We start from the raw sequence: 17696 nt of genomic DNA on the forward strand, positions 1-17696 counted from the left end.
TCCTCTGATCTGCGCAGACGGCGGATCTCGGCCCAGTCCTCCACAGTGATCACCCCTCCGATGATCAACCGGGGTGGTCAGATTTCACGCGACGTCACGTGGTCAGTATTGGCGCGTCGCCGACAGGAGAAGACCGTAGCCTGAAAGACAGAGACAGCCGAACCCCCGAAGCATGCCATACCCTTCTGACCTGCAGCGTTGCACTACCGACGGACCGCTGCAAAACAGCGCCCCGGAACACCACCGAGAGCCTTCGCGACCTGCGACTTTACTCTCGGGTTCGCTCATCACCCCTGGAGGGTTCGCAACCCAATGTCCGGCTGGATTTCCTCATCATCAGCCATTGTTCGCTCATCACCCCTGGAGGGTTCGCAACCTCATCGCCGCTCCAGGTCGTGGGGGTGGGTCTCGCGTTCGCTCATCACCCCTGGAGGGTTCGCAACTTGTCTACCCCCCGAACACCACGACCACTGAGCACAGTTCGCTCATCACCCCTGGAGGGTTCGCAACGTGGTTGCCGCCACGTGCGCCGCGCGCAACTCGTCGCACGTTCGCTCATCACCCCTGGAGGGTTCGCAACCCGCCAACCGGGCTGCCGCCAACGGCGACAACGGGGTTCGCTCCTCGCCCTTGGAGGGTGCGCAGCTGGTGTGGGGACGGTTCCGGCGTGGAATCGCCTGAATGAAGTTCTCGTTTGAGCGATGAACTCGGCGGATGCTCGACGGATGGGCCGCAGCGCCCGCCAACTACTTCGGACAGGGCTGTGTACTAGCAGGGAATCGGTGGGCCAGGGAAGCGATCATGTTTCTCAGTCAGGGGGTCGATCGAGGTTCGGTACGTTCTGGCATGGGCCGTTACCAGGGTCATGTCCACTACTCAAGGGGAAGCTCCGTCCGAGGCTTGTCTTGTGTGCGAGTGCAGCCTACGGCGGCGCGGTTGTCTCGTCTCAGATTGCGGCCCCGAATTTTTCCGGGGAGCGTAGACGTCTTCCGGATTTGGTCCGTGGGACAGCGGTTTCGCCGCTAGTGTGGCGGCGTGGATGTGCACAGTGAGGTTGATGTCGACGCGATCGTCCGCTCTGGATGGGCAGACCCCGCAGTGTTCGGCGCTGAGGAGTGGGCGCGGGCATGCGCGTTTTGGCAGCAGCGGCGCCACTACGACGATTGGCTGCTGAGGGTACGTTCTCGCGCCGCTGACCTGGTCTATGAGTGGACGGGACGGCAGGCGCGCGATGTCGGGTCGTTCGGGACCCGGCTGAACCTGGAGTCCAGCGACCTGGATCTGGGGATCGGCTTTCCGGTAGCTGAGCGCGAACACCTCATCGCCGCCCTTAAGCCGCATACCGAGTTCAAGGGCGAGCGCCAAACACGCTTCGACACCTCCCGCCTGGTCTTCTCCTTCGAACTCGACGGAGTCGAGATCGATGTGAGCGCGCTGACCGACGAGGACTTCGCGGTCGCGTGCCGGATGCTGGACCAGATCGAGGCGGGCATGAACACCGACGAGCGCATCGCCCATACCTGGGTGAAGCACCTGCTGCGCGAGGCCGGGCGCAAGGAAGACTATGCGGCGTGGAAACTCGTCGTCTACGCGCGGTATTGCCCCGAGTTCAACTGGGTGCCGATCCACGAGTGACCACGGCTCGGCTCCTGTCCGTCCGGTGGTCTCAGGTGCCGCAGGGGTCTGCGGCGTTGATGAGCCTCCAAGGATGCGGGGCGCGCCAGCGGTCGTATCCCTCACGCAGGATCCGGGCGTGCTGGGCGGGGAGTTGGTCGGCGAGAGCAGGCAGAGCGTAGGCGAGGCGGCACTGTAGCTTGGCCAGCCCGTCGTCCATGCGGCCCTGTAGCTGCTGGGTGAGGTCTTTGTGCGACGGCTCGGCGCGACGGGTGTGAGCGATGTGTTCCAGCATCGACCCGAGCAGAGCGAATGCGGCGTCCTTGAGGAGGGAACGGGTGTGGCGCACTTGGTGGCGGGCCTCTCCTTCCAAGATCTTCTCGATGGACTTGAGGGTGTAGTCCAAAGCGAAGTTGCGGTCGATCCAGAGTTGGGCGAGCTGGGAGCAGACGCCGATCCGCCAATCCGCGAAGTCGGCGTCGATGCGGCCCAGCGAGGGGCGGGGGTGTCCGGCGAGGCCGGCGGCTTCGACGCGGCGGGTGTAAGCGGCGCCGATGAGGCATTCCATGGACACCAACATGTAGGAGACAGCGGTGTAGAAGGGGCGCCCGGTGGAGTGTTCGGCCACGAAGCTTTCGTCGCGCACGCCCTCGATGATGGTCTCGACGGGCAGGTGCGGCAAGGGGCGTAACAGCAGGTCGGTGCGGGCTTGGAAGGCGTGGGTGGCGGCAAGTTCTTCGACGCTCATCAGGTGGTCGAAGGTGATGTAGGTGTAGCGGGTGGGCACGCCCAGCGCGGATAGGGTGCGGATGGCCAGGGCGTTTTGTTCCCCGGTGGTCTCCTTGTTGAAGCGTGCGAGCACCGAGGTGACGCCCGATTCCACGCCGAAGAGCATGCGGCGCAGTCCTTGGCCGCACAAATCGCGCCAGAGTTGGGCGCGCTCCAGATGCCAGGCGCGGTCGTGGCCGGGGTCGACGACTTGGTCGATGCGACAGGAGGAATCCCAGGTCATACCGGCTTGGTGAAGCTGGTTGGCGATGTCGCGGATGCGGGTGAGGCTGTCGGGGCCGTGGCCGATGATCTCCTCGTCGACGAGGTAGAGCGTGCGTGCGGTGCCGGGATGGCGGTCGAAGACCGCGCTGATTTCCTCCAGCATCCACGGCAGGGACTGGGGGGACAGACTCGACCACATCCCCTTGTGGCCGCGAGGGCAGAAGGAGCAGTAGTTGGTGCAGCCGCGTGAGGTTTCCAGTTGGGCGACGCCGTGGTGGTCAAGCGTTGCCGCTAGCAGATCGAGTTCGGGCAACATGTCGGGTTGGTGGCGGTTGGCCACGGTGGGCGTGCGGCGTACCGAGGGACGGGTGATCGCCAGTGCGCCGCCGCGGGGAGCGCCGGCGTAGCCCAGTCCGCGGATCTCCTTCAGGGCGAGGTCGCCGTGGTGCCAGGTGATCAGATCGGTGATGGTGGGTTCGCCGGCGCCGCGGGCGATGAGCAGGTGAGGGTAGCGTTGCAGGAGGAGTGCTTCGTTGCGTGCGGTGAGGCTGCCGCCGGCGATCACGGTTGGTGGCTCAGTGAGGGCGAAGGTGTGGTCGAGGGCGCGGGTGAGCAGGTCGTGCTGGCCGAAGGTGGCGGAGACGCCCACGAGGTCATAGCCGCCGGTGGTGATGGCGGCGCAGATGTCGGCCAGGCTGGCGCCCAGTTGCATATCCATCAGATCGACTTGGCCGCAGAGGCTGGCGCGGGCGGCGCGGGCGAGGTCGGAGATGGCCAGTGGAAATCGTGGGAGCGGGAAGTGCTCAGGGTGGTAGAGGGCGGCCAGCAGGATTCGGGGTTTTGTCAGGCGCCGGTGGGCTTCAGGGGTTAGGTGAGCGGTGCTCATCCAGTGGTAGGGGGCGTCCAGGGTGATGCCGGTGTGGGCCCAGGCGGGCCAGTCCCGTTCGGCCAGGTGCCGGCCCGAGAGTTCGCTGAGGATCCAGGTGTCGCAGCCGTGAGGGCGGGCGGCGAGCAGGCGGTGTTCCAGAGTGCCGGTGACAGTGGTCTCGAAGGCGGGGGCCAGTGCATGGCGGAGCCGGTTGGGTTCGGTGCGGGGGATGGCGTGGACCTGGTGGGCCAGGTGTGTGGGGAGCGGGGACAGGTGGTTGAGTGCGGCCAGGATGCGGTCGTGGTCGGTGGCCGGTGCGGTGGACGTCATCAACACCTCCTGTTTTCGGGTAGGAGCGGCCGGCCCGAGGGCCCTGGTGGCGGTCGGGCTGGTGGCAAACGCGGGGTTAGAGGGTGAGGCGGGTGATCATGGCGGCGTGGTCGCTCAGGCGGGCTTGGCGGGGCTCGTGGTCGTAGAAGCTGCTCACCACGCGCTCAGGCGTGGTGGTGAAGGTGTGGTCGAAGCGATAACCGGCACCGGAGCGGCCGTACCAGGAGTGGTCGACGCCTGCGGGCTGGGCGTGGCGGAAGGCGTCGTGCAGCCCGTTTTCGGCGAAGGCCCGGTAGAAGTCGTACTCCCAGGCCCCGAACACGGAGTGGTGGGGGGTGTGGTCGGGTTCGACGACGTTGAGGTCGCCGGCGGCCACCACGATGTCGGCCGGTGAGGCACACAGTCGGGGAAGCAGCGCGGTGAGGGCGTCTTGCACAGCGCGCTTGTCGACGTTGCGCCGCTGGCCAGAACCGCGGGAGGGCACGTAGGCGCCCATCAGCACCACGGTGGTGGCCTCGATGCGCACCCGCACGGTCTGGACACGGTGGGCCAGCACCGCCACCCCCAACTCCGACAGCACCGACAGTGGGGCGCAGCGGCCGGCCACGAGGACCCGGTAGTCGGCGGCGCTGTCGTCTTGGGCGACGTGGTAGCCGTGCTCGCCCAGCGCGTGGGCAAGGGTGGCGTGGTGTCCCGAGACTTCACTGACAACGACGAGGTCGGCATGGTCGTGGGCGGCGATCCAGGCGGCCTGCTCGCGCGAGCGCGACGGCGAAGCGTGCTGGGCGTTGAAAACCATGACCCCGACCTCGCCCGCCACGCGCTCGGCGCTGGGAAACGCGAGCAGACTGGCCTGATGCCCCGACGAGGTCATCGCGTCTCCGCTGCGGGTGCGGGCGCGTCGCGGAAAACCGCGCCTTGGGCGTCGAGTCGCTGCTGGGTGTCGGCCATGATCCGGCGCACCTGTTCCAAAGCGGCGGGGTCGGGCTCCCTGGCCAGGCAGGTGAGGTTGGTGCGGACCTGGGCGGGGCTGGTGAAGCCGCATAGGGCGATGGCCTGGTCAGAGGCTTTCAGGCAGTGCCACAGGGCGAAGCGGACGAGTTCGGCGGGGTCGGGGCCGATGACGGTGCGCACGTCGTCCAGCCCGCGCTGGATGAGTTCCAAGGCGTTGGGGGTGAACCAGCGTTTGCGTCGGCGATGGTCGGCATCGCCGAAGACGCGCGGAGCGTGGGGATGATGGGTGCCGGTGAGCAGCCCTTGGGCGAGGGGTTTGTTGATCAGGATGCCGATTCCGCGCTCGGCGGCCATGCGGTAGATGCGGCTGGAGCGTACGGCGGGAGTCAGCAGGTTATCGCGGACCGCTAGGACGTCGGGCGCGACCCGGTCGATCAGATCAGCGAACCGGGGCGCGGCCTGCCCCGGCGGACGGTTCGGATCCAAGCGCTCAAGGGCGTGCAGGTGGGGCCCGCGCATGCCGATCGCCCGCACCAAGCCGTCGCGTTTGAAGGTGCGCATCTGCTCCACCGCATCGTTGAGATAGCGATCATCGGGCCCGAAGTCGTTGTGGTGGAGGAAGTAGACATCGAGGTGGTCCGTACTCAGGTTCTCCAGGGACTGCTCCAGTTGGCGCCGCATGTGCCCGGGGCTGTAACCGTGGGCGGCGGTGCCGGGGAAGTAGCCGACCTTGGAGACCAGTACCAACTGCTCACGGCCGACCTCGGCGACGAGTTCACCGATCAGGCGCTCGGAACGGCCGAGCCCGTAGACGTCGGCGGTGTCGAACAACCGCGCCCCGAGGGTGTATGCCTGCATCAGGCCGTCGCGTGCACTGTCGGTATCGGCGCCGGAGTCCCATCCCATCGGCAGCCCGAGGTTGGTGGCCGGGCCGCCGATGGCCCAGCAGCCGACGCCGAGAGCAGGAGTGCGGATACCGGTGGCTCCCAGGACCCGTTGCGGCAACGCAGCCGCATGTGAGGACGGGGGCTGGAGTGGGGGCATGTGACTCCTTCGACGGGTGTGGGAAGGCGCAGCGGAGGGGCAAGCCCAGAGGTGGTTGGGCGAGGAGATAGCGGTGAGAACAAAGCGCAGGGGCGTCTTCGATTCCGCTTCTCTGCGCAGCAGTGCGCTGTGACCACTTGAAAAGCATTCGTCACTCCAAAGAGGTCGGGAAAGGAGGAGTCGGTGACGTTCTCTGAAACTTCTCAAATCTCGACTGTTCCTCAGTTTGCCGGAGCGATGCTTGGGGTGCTTTGTGCACAGCAGAAGATATGCGAATTTCTTTAGCCAGCAGGCGTGCGGACGAGCAATGTGTGAGTCCATCGTCGGCGCTGCCGAACGCACTCGGCAATTGCGAAAAACCCGCAACCGTGGTTGCGAGTAACCCGCAACCACGTTGGCCTTCACAAGATGTCGCGGCCTGCCTACCGTTCCGGTGTGGACTCTCGTAAGCGCGCCCGGATCGCCGACGATCTCCGCACCCACGCCGCCGAGCAGGATTGGACCCGCTGGGAGTTGGTACAGGCGGTCCATGTCAAAGCGGAGACGCCGACACTGCTGATGGCCTGGCGATTGGCCTGCGGCCACACCCAGCGCCACGTCATCGACGGCTTGAGGCTGATAGGAGACGACACCGGCACTCCGTGCTCCCCCAACATCTCACAGCTTTCCCGCTGGGAGGCCGGCGCCGATGGTGTCGGACCGTTCTATCGGCGACTGTTCGCCCTGTTTTACGGCACGTCTCCGGCCAGTCTGGGCTTCCCGGCGCCGCCCCCGCCGATTACGTCTGACCCGATCACCTGCAAAGGCGACGATGACGTGGACCGCCGCAGCTTTCTCGGACTCGCCGCAACCACAACGGCCCCTGCGGTCCTTCCCCTGGGCGAGATCCGCCAGCGTCTGGAGAGCCCGTTGAAACGGCTGCTCCCCACTGCCGACTTGGCGTACTGGACAGACACCACCGACCGCCATATCACCGCTTACGGCACCTGCACCCCCGCCGACCTCTTGGTGAGACTGTCGGAAGACCTGGACGAGGTCAGCGCTCTGGCTAACCGCTACTCTCACCAGCGCGACCTCCAGATGGTGGCCGCACGCCTTTGTGGACTCACCGGAGCGCTCCACACCGACCTCAACGACGAGGCCGAAGCCCGCACCTGGTTGACCATCGCCGGCGGGTACGCGCGCCTGGCCGAGGACGCCCCCATGCGCACCTGGGTCGCGATGGCCCAGGCGATGCTGGCCTACTACGGCCACCGGCCCGACGAATCGATCCAGATAGCCGAGAAGGCGCGTCGCGACATCGGTGACAGCGCCAGCGCCGGCTTGGTCCAGCTCACGGGTTTGACCGCACGCGCTCACGCTCGCCTGGGCGACCATGACGCTGCCCGCCAAACCCTTGCCGGCGCGACCACGCTCTTCTCATCGGTGCCAGCCGAAGAAGCCAGCGACGGGTTCTTCGGATTCCCCGAAATCCAACTGAGTATGTACGAGTCGTCTGTGCTCAGCCACATCGGTGATGCCGCGGCATGGAACGCCCAAACCTCAGCTTTGGACGCCTACGCCGGGGACCCCCTGTCCTACACACTGATTTCGCTCGACCGTGCGCGCTGGCAACTCCAGCGCGGCAAAGCCGAGGACGCCGCCCTCACCGCCACCACGGCCCTGGAGGATCTTCGCCCGGCTGAACGACTCCCGTTGATCGTCGATCAAGCTGTTGTGCTGGGAGACGACATCGCGGTGGAGAGCCCGCAGGCTGGAAACACGTACAAAGAGAACCTAGAAAAGCTCCCTGGGGTGAAGACGGAACTCGCTAAGCGGTAATGTCTGAATTCATCTCGCAGAGCCCCTGGGTAGGTGTCTGTCCCGGAAGCGAAACACACAGTCCCAAGATGCGGCCGGCGCTCGTCGATCCCGAACACTGCGATGAAAAGTCAAAAGAAACCACTGTCGGAGAGGAGCATCGTGACCGAGAAACCGACAACGAGTGTTTCGATGTTCCCCACCGGCCTCACCAGAAGTGGAGACTCGCGTCCCGCCAAGCGGGAGTTCAGTCCCTAACGACCCTAGGGTCGTACCTCAACATCAACATCCAACTCATCGCCATATACCACCGTTCCAGCCCAGCCTGAACGACACTTCAACCCCCTCGACCTCGCCCCCTCTCGTTAGATTCGCTGCCTCCCATACGACTGTCCTTCCGGAGCAGGAGAAAGACATAGCCTGATACGAAGAAACAGTGGACCAAGCAGAAGCATGCCATACCATTCTGACCTGCGACGTTGCGCCACCGGCGGACTGCTGCAAAACAGCACCCCCTCAGCCGCCCAAGAGGCTTCGCGACCTGCGACTTTACTCTCGGGTCGCTCATCACCCCTGGAGGGGTCGCAACCCGTTGAAGGCATCAAAGATATTGGCCAACTCGGGACCAAGCCGCAGGCGAGGCGATGTGGTTGCGCCAGGTATAGGCGATCTCAGTGCTGCTCACCCAGGTCGCATACCACGCCCACGGCGCTGCATCCCGCCTCGCCAGGTCCGACACTTTGTTGTGCCGAAACTCGGGTGGGGTTCCACGATGTCCGACGACGGCCCATTATTCGAAGGCATATGGCGTCAGAGTCCAGGAACCCGGATCCATGGAATGCGGGAGCCACCCCAGATGACGGAAAAAGACGTGAACTCTAAGGGGTTTGTCCGTTGTGTAGATATACGGGGCTTTTCGACTCACGCGCAGTAAGGGCGGCTTGGGTGCGGCGCCAGACGTAGTCGCGTAGCCGATCTTGGGCTTGCGGAGTGGGGAGGAAAGCGGCTGCGGTGAGTTCGTCGTCGGTGGGCTGGATGGTAGCCGCTTGCTCGGTGGTAAGAGTGCCACCGTCGAAGACGAATACGAGCAGGTCGTCCCAGGGGCCGTGCGGGGCGACCCAGTCCACGCACAGCAACCTCAGGGGCTTGATGTCGAGGCCGAGTTCTTCCCGTAGCTCGCGACGAGCGGCATCGACGGGGGGCTCGTTTGCCTCGACCATTCCCCCAGGGATGTCCCAGCCGGGTTTGTAGGCCGGATCGACGAGGAGGAGATGGCCGGCACTGTCATGGAGGATGACCTGAGCCGCGACCCGTTTTCGAGGCTGGGTGCGGTTGCCTTCCGCCAGGTGGGCATACCAGGCGTTAGGGTCGCGCTGGTAGAGGGGCTGCTCGTTGGGACTCATGGTCTATCCGTATCCCGCCGGGTGGTCAGCCAGTGATACATCTCGGTGGGCTGGGTCAGGGTTTGGCGCAACCGGGGCAGCGCCGCACCCACCATGCGGTTGGTGGAGTTCATCAAGCTGGAGTGACGGTACGTTGGCGATCGCCTGGAATATCTTGGGAGCGAAGTCTGTGAGGATGGCGGGATAGTTGACTGGCCGTGACCCAGCCCTCTCAGGGCACTCTGCGGCTTCTGCCGAGCGAGTAGCACGTGCTGTATGTCAAGGTGAAGGGTTTGATTCGACCGATCTGCGGCTGCTGGGCCCAGTAGGTGAGAACGCGAGTTTTGCCCTTCCCAAAGAACGCATCGTGTTGCGCATAACCTCAGTTGAGAACTACGCACGGGTCTCCCAGGAGGTGCGCGTCGCTCAATGGCTCGCCCTCGAAAACTTCCCTGCTGTACGACCGGTTCGCCCCGATCTCATCGCTCGGGACGGGTGGGTCGTAAGCCTATGGGAAGAGATCCCGAACGCTTCTATAGCCTCGACGCGCGATCTCGGGAACCTCCTTCGGCATCTGCATGCGCTTGCCGCTCCGACTGAGGTGGAACTGCCGAGGCTGGAGCCGCTGGCCGGTGTTGAAAAATATCTACAGCAAGCCCAGGGGGTGGAGCCTGCCGACCGTGCCTTTCTTATCCGCCGTCTCGGCGAACTCCGCCAAGCCTTCACCGAGTTGGACTTCGCGTTGACGCCAGGACCGGTTCATGGCGATGCGCACCGTAAGAATGTTCTGCGCGGCGGCGATGGACGTGTGGTCATGCTGGATCTGGAACGGGTTTCCACAGGCCCGAGGGAGTGGGACCTGATCGTAGCGGCCACGTATGCTCACCTGGGCTGGTACTCGTACGACGAGTACGCTGCTTTTGTTACGGCTTACGGTTCCGACATCCGTGACTGGCCGGACTATACGACGCTACTGGAGATCCGCAAGCTGCGGATGACAGCGTGGCTATGTGCCCGGACCGGACGCGAACCGCGGCTTCGCGCTGAAGCAGCAAACCGAATCGCTACCCTCCGCGATCCCACATTGCCGCACAATTGGACACCGGGCGTGTGACTCAGGCAAGGACCGAGAGTCCAGTCTTGGAAAGTGCTTGGGAACGAAACTCTTGTACAGCGGTTGTTTTGGTGTAGGGCGTCAATCGCTCATTGAATTGGCGAACGTAGGCGTGGACGCGGGCTGAACGTAAAGTTCCTGCGTCGTTCAGCGCTTTCTCTGCGAGTGCGCATGCACGTTCGACATCCTGCTTCCAAGGCTCTCCGATGAGGTGCGAGCTAGCCAGGATAAGACCAGCGAAAGTACGGCTACGCCGATACTCCTGCCGTGTCAGCGTGGTGGCCCTATGAGCGTGATCGGCAGCCGTCCGTGCGCGGCCGAGATCATGGAAGCAGTGAGCAAATTCGTCGTGGACTTCTGCCTCATCAAAGTAGTCAAGCCATTCAGGCTCCTCAGAGCCGCGCTTTCCGAACCCCTGCTCCATCTCCGTTAAAGCAACCGTGCACTCACGTTCCTCTCCAAGGGAGGCAAGGCCGCGAGCCTCCATTGCCGAGTACATCGCATAGACGCCTGGTGTCACCGCTTTTCCAGTTCCTGCCTTGGCCGAACGAGCGAAATCGACTGCACTTCGATAATCGCCGAGGAAGTTCGCTTGGTGGCTCATCAGCGCAAGCGCCTTACCGGCCAAGGCGGCGTCCGAGGCCAGATGAGCGAAGTTCAACGCCTGCATAAAATACCTGCGGGCGAGTCCGTGTAAAGCCGCGTCGTAGGCCATTGCGCCAACTTTGTAGGAAAAATGGGATGTCGCTGCGAACAGCTCGCTTCCCATTGCGGTGGTGTAATTCCCCCGTAGCAGAGGAACGACTTCGCTATGCAGATACTGCACAGCAGTCGAGCGTGCATGCCCTCCGCCGAATTCGTGATCCAGCGCCTCGAACAGATGGCAAGCGCGTCGAACAGCAGCCACGTCGTCTGCGCTTACGGTTATCTTTTCCGAGGATGAAAGACCGAGGAGCGCGGGTGGGGCTACCAGCCAACGCAAGACCGGTGCTGTGATCTCCTCAGCAGAGACAGGTGCATGACGGATCTCCGCATCATTGGTGACATCCGTCTGCCACAGCGCCTGGGCGTTTCCCAGCGACTCCCTCAAGTCGCCATGAGTGAAAGACAGCGACAACGCACGATCGTAAAGAGAGCGCGTGCCAGCATTTGAAAAGTTTGCCGAGGAGTTCAAGTCGACTCCAGCGCCATCGGATGACGGTGTCGACCGGATCGCCTCGCCGGCGTTGGGACGAGCGACAACTGTTTCGCTGTCTTCCCAGGGCCGAGGCAGGAGCCCCAGGAAATGGCCGGGGATTCTGAGGCCGTCGGCGATCTGGAGGATCTTGTCGTGGCTGGTGATCGACCCGCGTCCGCGTGCCAGAACTCCCACCCGTTCGGGCTTGATCTCACAGGACTCCGCGATCGCGCTGTAGCTGATCCCGCCCCACTTGCGGGCCAGGGCGAACACGCGGCCGAAGTCCCTGCGTGACAGGGCATCCTGCACGTCGCTACGCCGCAAGACGCGGTCAGGCAGCGCAGCCCGAGGAGAGTAGCTCACTGGACATCCTTTATCGCCATCGCGGCACTGCAGCGTGTGCTTCGGTAGGCCCGCCGAGGAAACGCGGCTGTTCATAGATTGTCTCGCAGCCGCCGTTCAACGGGGGCACATAACTTTCGGTGAGCCTACCCATTATGGGTATAGCCGATGTGGGCAAGACCCACGCACACCTGCTTCGTGACGATTGCAGCGTGGAAACAACACGCATCCTCTCCTTCCCTGTCTCGCTCGTTTCCGTCCTCCCACAAGCATTCATGCCGTTGGAAGGACACCGGTGATGGCGTCCCATAGGGCAGAGCCTGCCATGGGTATGGCGCCGTCGTTACGTGACTCCGCTGTGGCGCTCTACGGTGACGGGCTCACCACGGAGTTGCCGGTGGCACTGGAGGAACTTCGGCAACAGTTCGGGGAGCTGGCGCCGGTGGAGATCGCGCCGGGGGTGGCGGCGTGGGTGGTGCTCAGCTACAACCTCAACCAGCGGGTGCTGCGAGATCCGGCGCGATTTCCCCGAGATCCGCGACGCTGGCGGGAAGCTCGGGAGGGGCGGGCCACCCCTGAGGCCGTGCCAGGGCCGTTCTGGTATTTCCGCAACGCGCTGGCCTCGGACGAGCCTGACCACAGCCGCTACCGGGCGGTCATCGTCGACGCGCTGACGGCGATCACGGCATCGGGGGCACGCCTGGCGGTTCGAGAGATCGCCACGGAGCTGCTGGCCGCACACGCGCCGACCGGACGAGCCGACCTGATCGCCGACTATGCCTTCCGGCTCCCGCTACTGCTGCTCAACCGCTACTTCGGCCTGGCCGGCGATCAGGGCGAGGAGCTGGTCGGTTTGATGCGGCAGGTGTGGGACGGCAGGCGATCTGCCGAACAAGCCCGGCTGGGGTTGTTCAACTACGCCCAAGCGGTCACCGCCCAACGGCGTGGCCTTCCGGGAACAGACATCGTCTCGCGCATGGTCGCCCATCCCAACGGGCTCGACGACGAGGAAGTGGCCCACCAGCTCATCCTGGTCATCTCCGCAGCGCATGACCCGCTGATGAACCTCATCGCCAACGCATCGCACACTCTGTTGACGGATCGGGAGTTTCGTTCCAGCGTTGCCGGAGCCCGCACCCGCGTCGAGGACGCCATCGACGTGGTGCTATGGCGCTGTCCGCCGATCACGCTCTTGCCGGGCCGGTATGCGGCAGCCGACATGGTGCTGGAAGGTGCGCGGCTGCGCGAAGGCGACTGCCTGATCCCAGGCTATGGCCCGACCCATGCCGACCCACGGGTGTCCCCGCAGGCGAGCCCGAGCGGCCTGTCCGGTCACCGGGCGCATTTGGCGTTCGGCACCGGCCCACACCAGTGTCCCGCCCGCAACCTGGCCCGCCAGATCGGCATCGACGCCGTCGAGGCGCTACTGAGCCTGCTACCCGACCTGGATCTCGCGGTAGCCCCGCACACGCTGACGTGGCGGCGCTCGCCTTTTGCCCATGGGCTGGAACGCCTGCCCGTCACCTTCAGCCCCACCACGATCGACACCCCTGGCACCGCCCCGCTGCACACGACTGGAGCGACGTCATGGCCCCACGCCCCGACCCAATCATCCTCACCCCTGGACGCCCCCACGCACAGGCACGCGAACTCCACGCGGCGGGGCCGCTGGCGCGCGTGGTGCTCGAAGGTCTGGAGGTTTGGGCGCTGACCCACGACGCCGAACTCCGCGCCGCGCTGACCGACCGCCGATTTCGCCGTAACTGGCGTACGTGGAAAGACCTGACCGACGGAACCGTGCCAGCCGATCACCCGGTAGCGGCGATGGTGCGCCTGGACAACATGCTCACCGCCGACGGCTCCGACCACCGTCGTCTGCGCGGCCTGATCTCCCAGGGCTTCACCCCTGCACGGATCGAGGCTCTACGCCCCGGCATCGAGGTGCGGGTCCAGCACCTGCAGGAGGAAATCGCGGACATGACAGGGCCAGTGGACCTGAAGAGGGACTTCGCCTACCCACTGTCGTTGAGCGTCTTCAGCGACCTGTTCGGGCTCCCGCCCACCGACTACGGCCAACTCCACACCATGGTCGACGCCGCCTTCGCCCTCGCTTCGTCTGAGGAGGTGCGGGCGATGCGCGCCCAGGTCGACGCCTACCTGGACGAACTCATCGCCACCAAGCAGAACCGCCCTGGCCCCGACCTGGTCTCGGCCCTGATCGCCGCCCGCCAAGCCGGTGAGCGACTGAGCACACACGAGCTGCGCGACACCCTGTGGCTGTTGATCACCGCCGGGTTCGAGACCACCGCCTCAGCACTCGCCAACGGCATCGAAGCGTTGCTGGCCTCCCCCGACCAACTCGCACGGCTACGCAATGGCGCATTCCAATGGCCGGTAGCGGTGGAGGAGGTCCTGCGCCAGGCCACCAGCGTCGCGGTGCTGCCGTTCCTGTTCGCTGGCGAAGACATCACCATAGCCGGGCACACGATCACCACCGGCGAACCGGTGCTGCTGTGCTACCTGTCCGCCAACCGCGACCCGGCTCGCTACGGCCTCGAGGCCAACACCTTCGACCTCACCCACTCACGTCCCCGCCACCTCGGTCTGGGCCACGGGCCCCACGTCTGCCTAGGCGCATCCCTGGCCCGTCTAGAGCTAGAGATCGCGCTCGCAGCACTGTTCACCCGATTCCCCCGCCTCAAGCCCGCCAAGGACACAGCTCACACCACACGCATGCAATCGATATTCATCAACTCGCCAGCCACGCTCCCGGTTTTCCTCAACGTCAAGCGTGATGCCACATGACTCTGCGCCCCACACGAATACCTCCTGGGAACAGCCCCACCCTTAAGAGCTCTTTTCATTCCTGCCTCCACACCAGGTCCACCGAAAGTGTTGAAGCGCCCAACGAGCCCGAGCTTTGGAAAGCACTCCTGATGTCTTCAATGTCTTCACCCCCTTCTGCCGTGGCCAAGCCTGCTCCCACGAAACAGCGCTTTGCCCGCGATCCGCTGTTGGTGCATTCCCTTGTGGACCCGCTGGCCTCCCAGGCGAACCCGGGGCCGGTAGGGGTGGGCTCGGTGCTGCGTGGGGTGTGGGAGCGGGCGTGGCCGGGGGTGTCGGTGGTCGAGTTGGCGGTGGCGGTGGGGATGCCGTTGGGGGCGGTGTTGGTGGCGGTCCAGGAGTTGCTGGAGCAGCCCCGCGAGGGGGGTGTGTGGTTGGCGCTGCGTCCGGCGGTGAGCCTGTCGGAGCCGGCGGGGGTGGCGTTGGCTCGCCGGCTGGACCGGCTCGCCCCGGCAGGATCGAAGCGCCACGCGGCGGAGAAGCGTTCGGGCAAGCTCGTGATCGCTGGTGGGCCCACGGCGGGTAAGGAGCGCTTGTTGGCCAGTGTGGCCGGGGGCGAGGTGGCCCGGCTGGAGACGCTCATCCCCAGCTCCGACCGACAGGAACACCGGCGGGTCGAGATGGGGTTCGCACGGTGTGTTGCCGGTGGGGATGCGGCGGTGTTGGTGGTGGCCACCCCCAGCGTGCCGGTGGGGGAGCGGTTTTTGTGGCGTGATGTGGCTCGGGGGGCGGTGGGGGTGGTGGTGGCTGTGGACGCCGACCGTCCAGGAGATGCCTTGCCAGCGCTGGCGGCTTGTCGGGAGCAGGGTTTGGCGCACGTGGTAGCAGTCACCTCAGGCTGTCCCCGTCCGGAGAGGGTGGAGGAGGTGGGGGCCGCCTTGGCGCTGGAGCCCGACATCCCGACCGTGGCAGTTGATCCCGGCGAGCCGGGGGCGTGTTTGGCCGCGCTGGCGGCCCTGGCCCACACCATCACTACAGGAGGCCGGGCGTGAGCATTCCGAAAAGGCGCATCGCCTTCCCTCCCCCGGCCGGAACGAACGTAGGCGTCCCGTCCTCGCGGTCGTGCGGGGCGGCTTGGGAAGGGGGCGGTATGCAGTCTGGGGCCTCTGAGTCCACCGCGGTCACGGTGGTGGTGGGGGCGCCGCGGTTGGAGGTGGCCACGAGGGCGGTGGGAGCACTCTCAGCGGTGGCGCCGCTGCACCCGCCGGAGGTGCCCAGCGCTTTCCCGGCCGCGGCAGCACCGGGGATGCATCTGGTGGGCTGCTATGGCTGGCATGCCTTGGGGCCGGGGCTGGTGGTCCACCTCTACGGCGCGCCCACCAGCGCCAAACGCCAGCCCCTGGGCGAGGAGGGGTTGGCCGGGCTGGTGGGCGCCGTCGTGGTGGTGGCCCCCGACGAGATCGAAGCCGGCCGGGCCACGCTGGCCGCTCTGGAGGAGCAGGGCTGGCCCTACGTCGTGGCCCTGACCACCCCTGACCCTAGCCCGGGGGTGCGGGCGCGCCTGAGTGCCGCCCTACCCACCCGGGCCAGCGTGCCGGTGGTGGGGTGTGTGCCCGGGCAGACCGCCTCGATGCAGCGGGTGGTGTGGGCCCTGATCACCCACACCCTGACCCCCATTCTCACCGATGACGACGAGGAGGAGTTGTGACGCGCGTGGCGATCGTGGGGGCGGGCCAATCCGGGCTCGTGCTGGCCCACACCCTGCTGGAAGCAGGCCTGGAGGTGGAGGTGTTCACCCACCATGATCCCAGCGAGCTGCGGTTCGGCAACGCCGAGCCCACCCAGGCCACCTTCCCCGCCACCCTGGGCGCTGAGCAGCGGGCCGGGCTGGACGAGTGGTCGACGGCCGCGCCGCGGTTTGCCACCGTCAGCGTGTCCGCGCACCCACCCGGTGCCGAAGCGGTGGGGTTTGTGGGCGCACTGCCCGGTCAGGGTGGGGTGGCGGTGGATCCCCGCGAAAAGATGGCCGCCTGGCTCGAATCGTTTGACCGGCGCGGCGGGCGGGTCCACATCCACGGGGTGACGGTCTCCGACCTGGACTGGTATGCCCGCGCGGGCCGCTATGACCTCATCGTGGTGGCGGTGGGCGGCGGCGAGTTGGGCGCACTGTTTGCCCCCGACGCCGACCAGGCACAAGCCGCGGGGCCGCGGGCGCTCTGCCAGATCTACCTCGACCACGTGGCCCCGGGGGAGGCTGATGTGCAGGTCATCACCACCCCGCACGGCGAGATTTTTCGGGTGCCCATCCTCACCGGCCACGGCCCCGCCCACAGTGTGTTCCTCAGCGCCCGCCCAGGCGGACCGCTGGACTGTCACCCCGAGCATGGCCGCCGCGTCGATGCCCACACCGAACTCCTCACCCGGCTGCGTGTGTTTGCTCCGGAGCTGTATGAGCAGTGCGCGACCGCGGAGCCGGTGGATGCGGGCGCGGCGATTCTCACCCGCACGAAACCGGCCCGGCGCCGCCCGGTCGGCGTGTTGCCCTCGGGCGGGCATGTGCTGGGCATGGGCGACACGGTGCGTCCGCTGTGTCCCACCACCGGCCAAGGCTGGGCCGGCTCCACCCAGGCCGCCCTGACCTACCGCGACCACATCCTCACCCAAGCCAAAAACGGCAAACCCTTCGATGCCGCGTTCATGACCCGAGCCTGCGCCGACTACGACCACAACTTCGTCCAACCCGCCAGCGCCTTCCTGCACATGATCGAAGGCTTCTGGTCCGGACACCTCTCCGAGTCTGAGCGGCAGCGTTTCCACCAGGCCACGGTCGACCCCCGAGCCGCCAACGCCTGGCTCGCGCGCTGGGACAACCCAAGCCGGTCGGCCCCTCCTGCCGCCCCCTGACTCCCGAACCCGAGGGTGGGCGCGCTCGTTCACCACCCCTGTTGTGCCGTCTTTTGGATCTGTCGTGTCGAACTGAGGAGCCTTCGATGTCTGTTCCCGCTTCGTCGCCGCCCGCTGTGGCGGGGGCCAACCCCGGGCTCTATACCCGGCTGGGGATGCGGTGGCGCTACACCCCGCAGGTGATCTGGTGGCGCCACCCCCGCGTGTGGGGGGTGCCCAACACGGTGCTGCACACGCTGCTGGCCGCCCACACCGGGCGAACCCATCTGGAGGTGGGGGTGGGCAACGGCTACTTCCCCCACCGCCTGCCCCGCTGGAGCCCGGTGCGTACGGTGCATTTGTTGGATGTCAACCCCGCCTGCCTGGCCATCGCCGCCCACGCGTTGGGCC

General features: G+C 65.9%; 14 protein-coding genes and 1 CRISPR repeat array. Of the genes, 9 read left to right on the top strand and 5 right to left on the bottom strand.

Going from position 1 to position 17696, the window contains the following annotated elements; translation table 11 throughout:
• Positions 1 to 278 precede the first annotated feature (278 nt).
• A CRISPR array of direct repeats spans positions 279 to 646; the repeat unit is 31 nt; unit sequence GTTCGCTCATCACCCCTGGAGGGTTCGCAAC.
• A 389-nt stretch (positions 647 to 1035) separates the two neighbouring features.
• Positions 1036 to 1635 carry a hypothetical protein gene (locus ABD848_RS24470; protein ID WP_344977430.1) on the top strand — a complete coding sequence of 200 codons (600 nt, stop codon included), beginning with the start codon at positions 1036 to 1038 and terminating at the stop codon, positions 1633 to 1635.
• A gap of 31 nt (positions 1636 to 1666) precedes the next feature.
• Here ABD848_RS24470 and ABD848_RS24475 read toward each other — a convergent pair whose 3' ends face one another.
• From ABD848_RS24475 to ABD848_RS24485, 3 genes are all read right to left on the bottom strand, one after another.
• Entirely contained in the window at positions 1667 to 3805 is a 2139-nt protein-coding gene (locus ABD848_RS24475; protein ID WP_344977433.1) for a B12-binding domain-containing radical SAM protein, read from the bottom strand.
• 76 nt (positions 3806 to 3881) lie between these two features.
• Positions 3882 to 4679, bottom strand: coding sequence for an endonuclease/exonuclease/phosphatase family protein (locus ABD848_RS24480; protein ID WP_344977435.1), 798 nt, complete (start codon positions 4677 to 4679; stop codon positions 3882 to 3884).
• Positions 4676 to 5803 carry an aldo/keto reductase gene (locus ABD848_RS24485; RefSeq protein ID WP_344977438.1) on the bottom strand — a complete coding sequence of 376 codons (1128 nt, stop codon included), beginning with the start codon at positions 5801 to 5803 and terminating at the stop codon, positions 4676 to 4678. The genes ABD848_RS24480 and ABD848_RS24485 overlap by 4 nt, the downstream gene beginning before the upstream one ends.
• Before the next feature lie 435 nt (positions 5804 to 6238).
• Here ABD848_RS24485 and ABD848_RS24490 point away from each other — a divergent pair, with 435 nt between their 5' ends.
• Positions 6239 to 7624, top strand: a complete 1386-nt coding sequence (locus ABD848_RS24490) for a hypothetical protein (protein ID WP_344977441.1) — start codon at positions 6239 to 6241, stop codon at positions 7622 to 7624.
• A gap of 857 nt (positions 7625 to 8481) precedes the next feature.
• On the opposite strand, the gene ABD848_RS24495 is transcribed toward ABD848_RS24490, so the two are convergent.
• Complete coding sequence (locus ABD848_RS24495; RefSeq protein WP_344977444.1) at positions 8482 to 9006, bottom strand: NUDIX hydrolase; 525 nt, start codon at positions 9004 to 9006, stop codon at positions 8482 to 8484.
• A gap of 346 nt (positions 9007 to 9352) precedes the next feature.
• Here ABD848_RS24495 and ABD848_RS24500 point away from each other — a divergent pair, with 346 nt between their 5' ends.
• Positions 9353 to 10099: a phosphotransferase enzyme family protein gene (locus ABD848_RS24500; protein WP_344977447.1), complete on the top strand. Its 747-nt coding sequence runs from the start codon at positions 9353 to 9355 to the stop codon at positions 10097 to 10099.
• Position 10100: 1 nt separating this feature from the next.
• On the opposite strand, the gene ABD848_RS24505 is transcribed toward ABD848_RS24500, so the two are convergent.
• Positions 10101 to 11639: a hypothetical protein gene (locus ABD848_RS24505; RefSeq protein WP_344977450.1), complete on the bottom strand. Its 1539-nt coding sequence runs from the start codon at positions 11637 to 11639 to the stop codon at positions 10101 to 10103.
• Positions 11640 to 11916: 277 nt separating this feature from the next.
• Between ABD848_RS24505 and ABD848_RS24510 the strand changes: the two genes are divergently transcribed.
• The 6 genes from ABD848_RS24510 to ABD848_RS24535 all read left to right on the top strand — a co-directional run.
• A complete protein-coding gene (locus ABD848_RS24510) occupies positions 11917 to 13329 on the top strand; it encodes a cytochrome P450 family protein (protein WP_344977454.1) in 1413 nt (470 codons plus the stop codon).
• Positions 13296 to 14423 carry a cytochrome P450 gene (locus tag ABD848_RS24515; RefSeq protein WP_344977458.1) on the top strand — a complete coding sequence of 376 codons (1128 nt, stop codon included), beginning with the start codon at positions 13296 to 13298 and terminating at the stop codon, positions 14421 to 14423. The genes ABD848_RS24510 and ABD848_RS24515 overlap by 34 nt, the downstream gene beginning before the upstream one ends.
• Positions 14424 to 14563: 140 nt before the next feature.
• Complete coding sequence (locus ABD848_RS24520; protein ID WP_344977460.1) at positions 14564 to 15454, top strand: hypothetical protein; 891 nt, start codon at positions 14564 to 14566, stop codon at positions 15452 to 15454.
• A gap of 98 nt (positions 15455 to 15552) precedes the next feature.
• Positions 15553 to 16110: a hypothetical protein gene (locus ABD848_RS24525; protein WP_344977464.1), complete on the top strand. Its 558-nt coding sequence runs from the start codon at positions 15553 to 15555 to the stop codon at positions 16108 to 16110.
• The gene (locus ABD848_RS24530) at positions 16107 to 17306 is read left to right on the top strand and encodes a styrene monooxygenase/indole monooxygenase family protein (protein ID WP_344977467.1); all 1200 of its coding nucleotides are present in this window, start codon (positions 16107 to 16109) and stop codon (positions 17304 to 17306) included. The genes ABD848_RS24525 and ABD848_RS24530 overlap by 4 nt, the downstream gene beginning before the upstream one ends.
• 86 nt (positions 17307 to 17392) lie before the next feature.
• The coding region (locus ABD848_RS24535) for a class I SAM-dependent methyltransferase (RefSeq protein ID WP_344977470.1) at positions 17393 to 17696 on the top strand (304 nt) is incomplete at its 3' end.

The organism is Salinactinospora qingdaonensis (assembly GCF_039539445.1).
Classification (GTDB): domain Bacteria; phylum Actinomycetota; class Actinomycetes; order Streptosporangiales; family Streptosporangiaceae; genus Salinactinospora; species Salinactinospora qingdaonensis.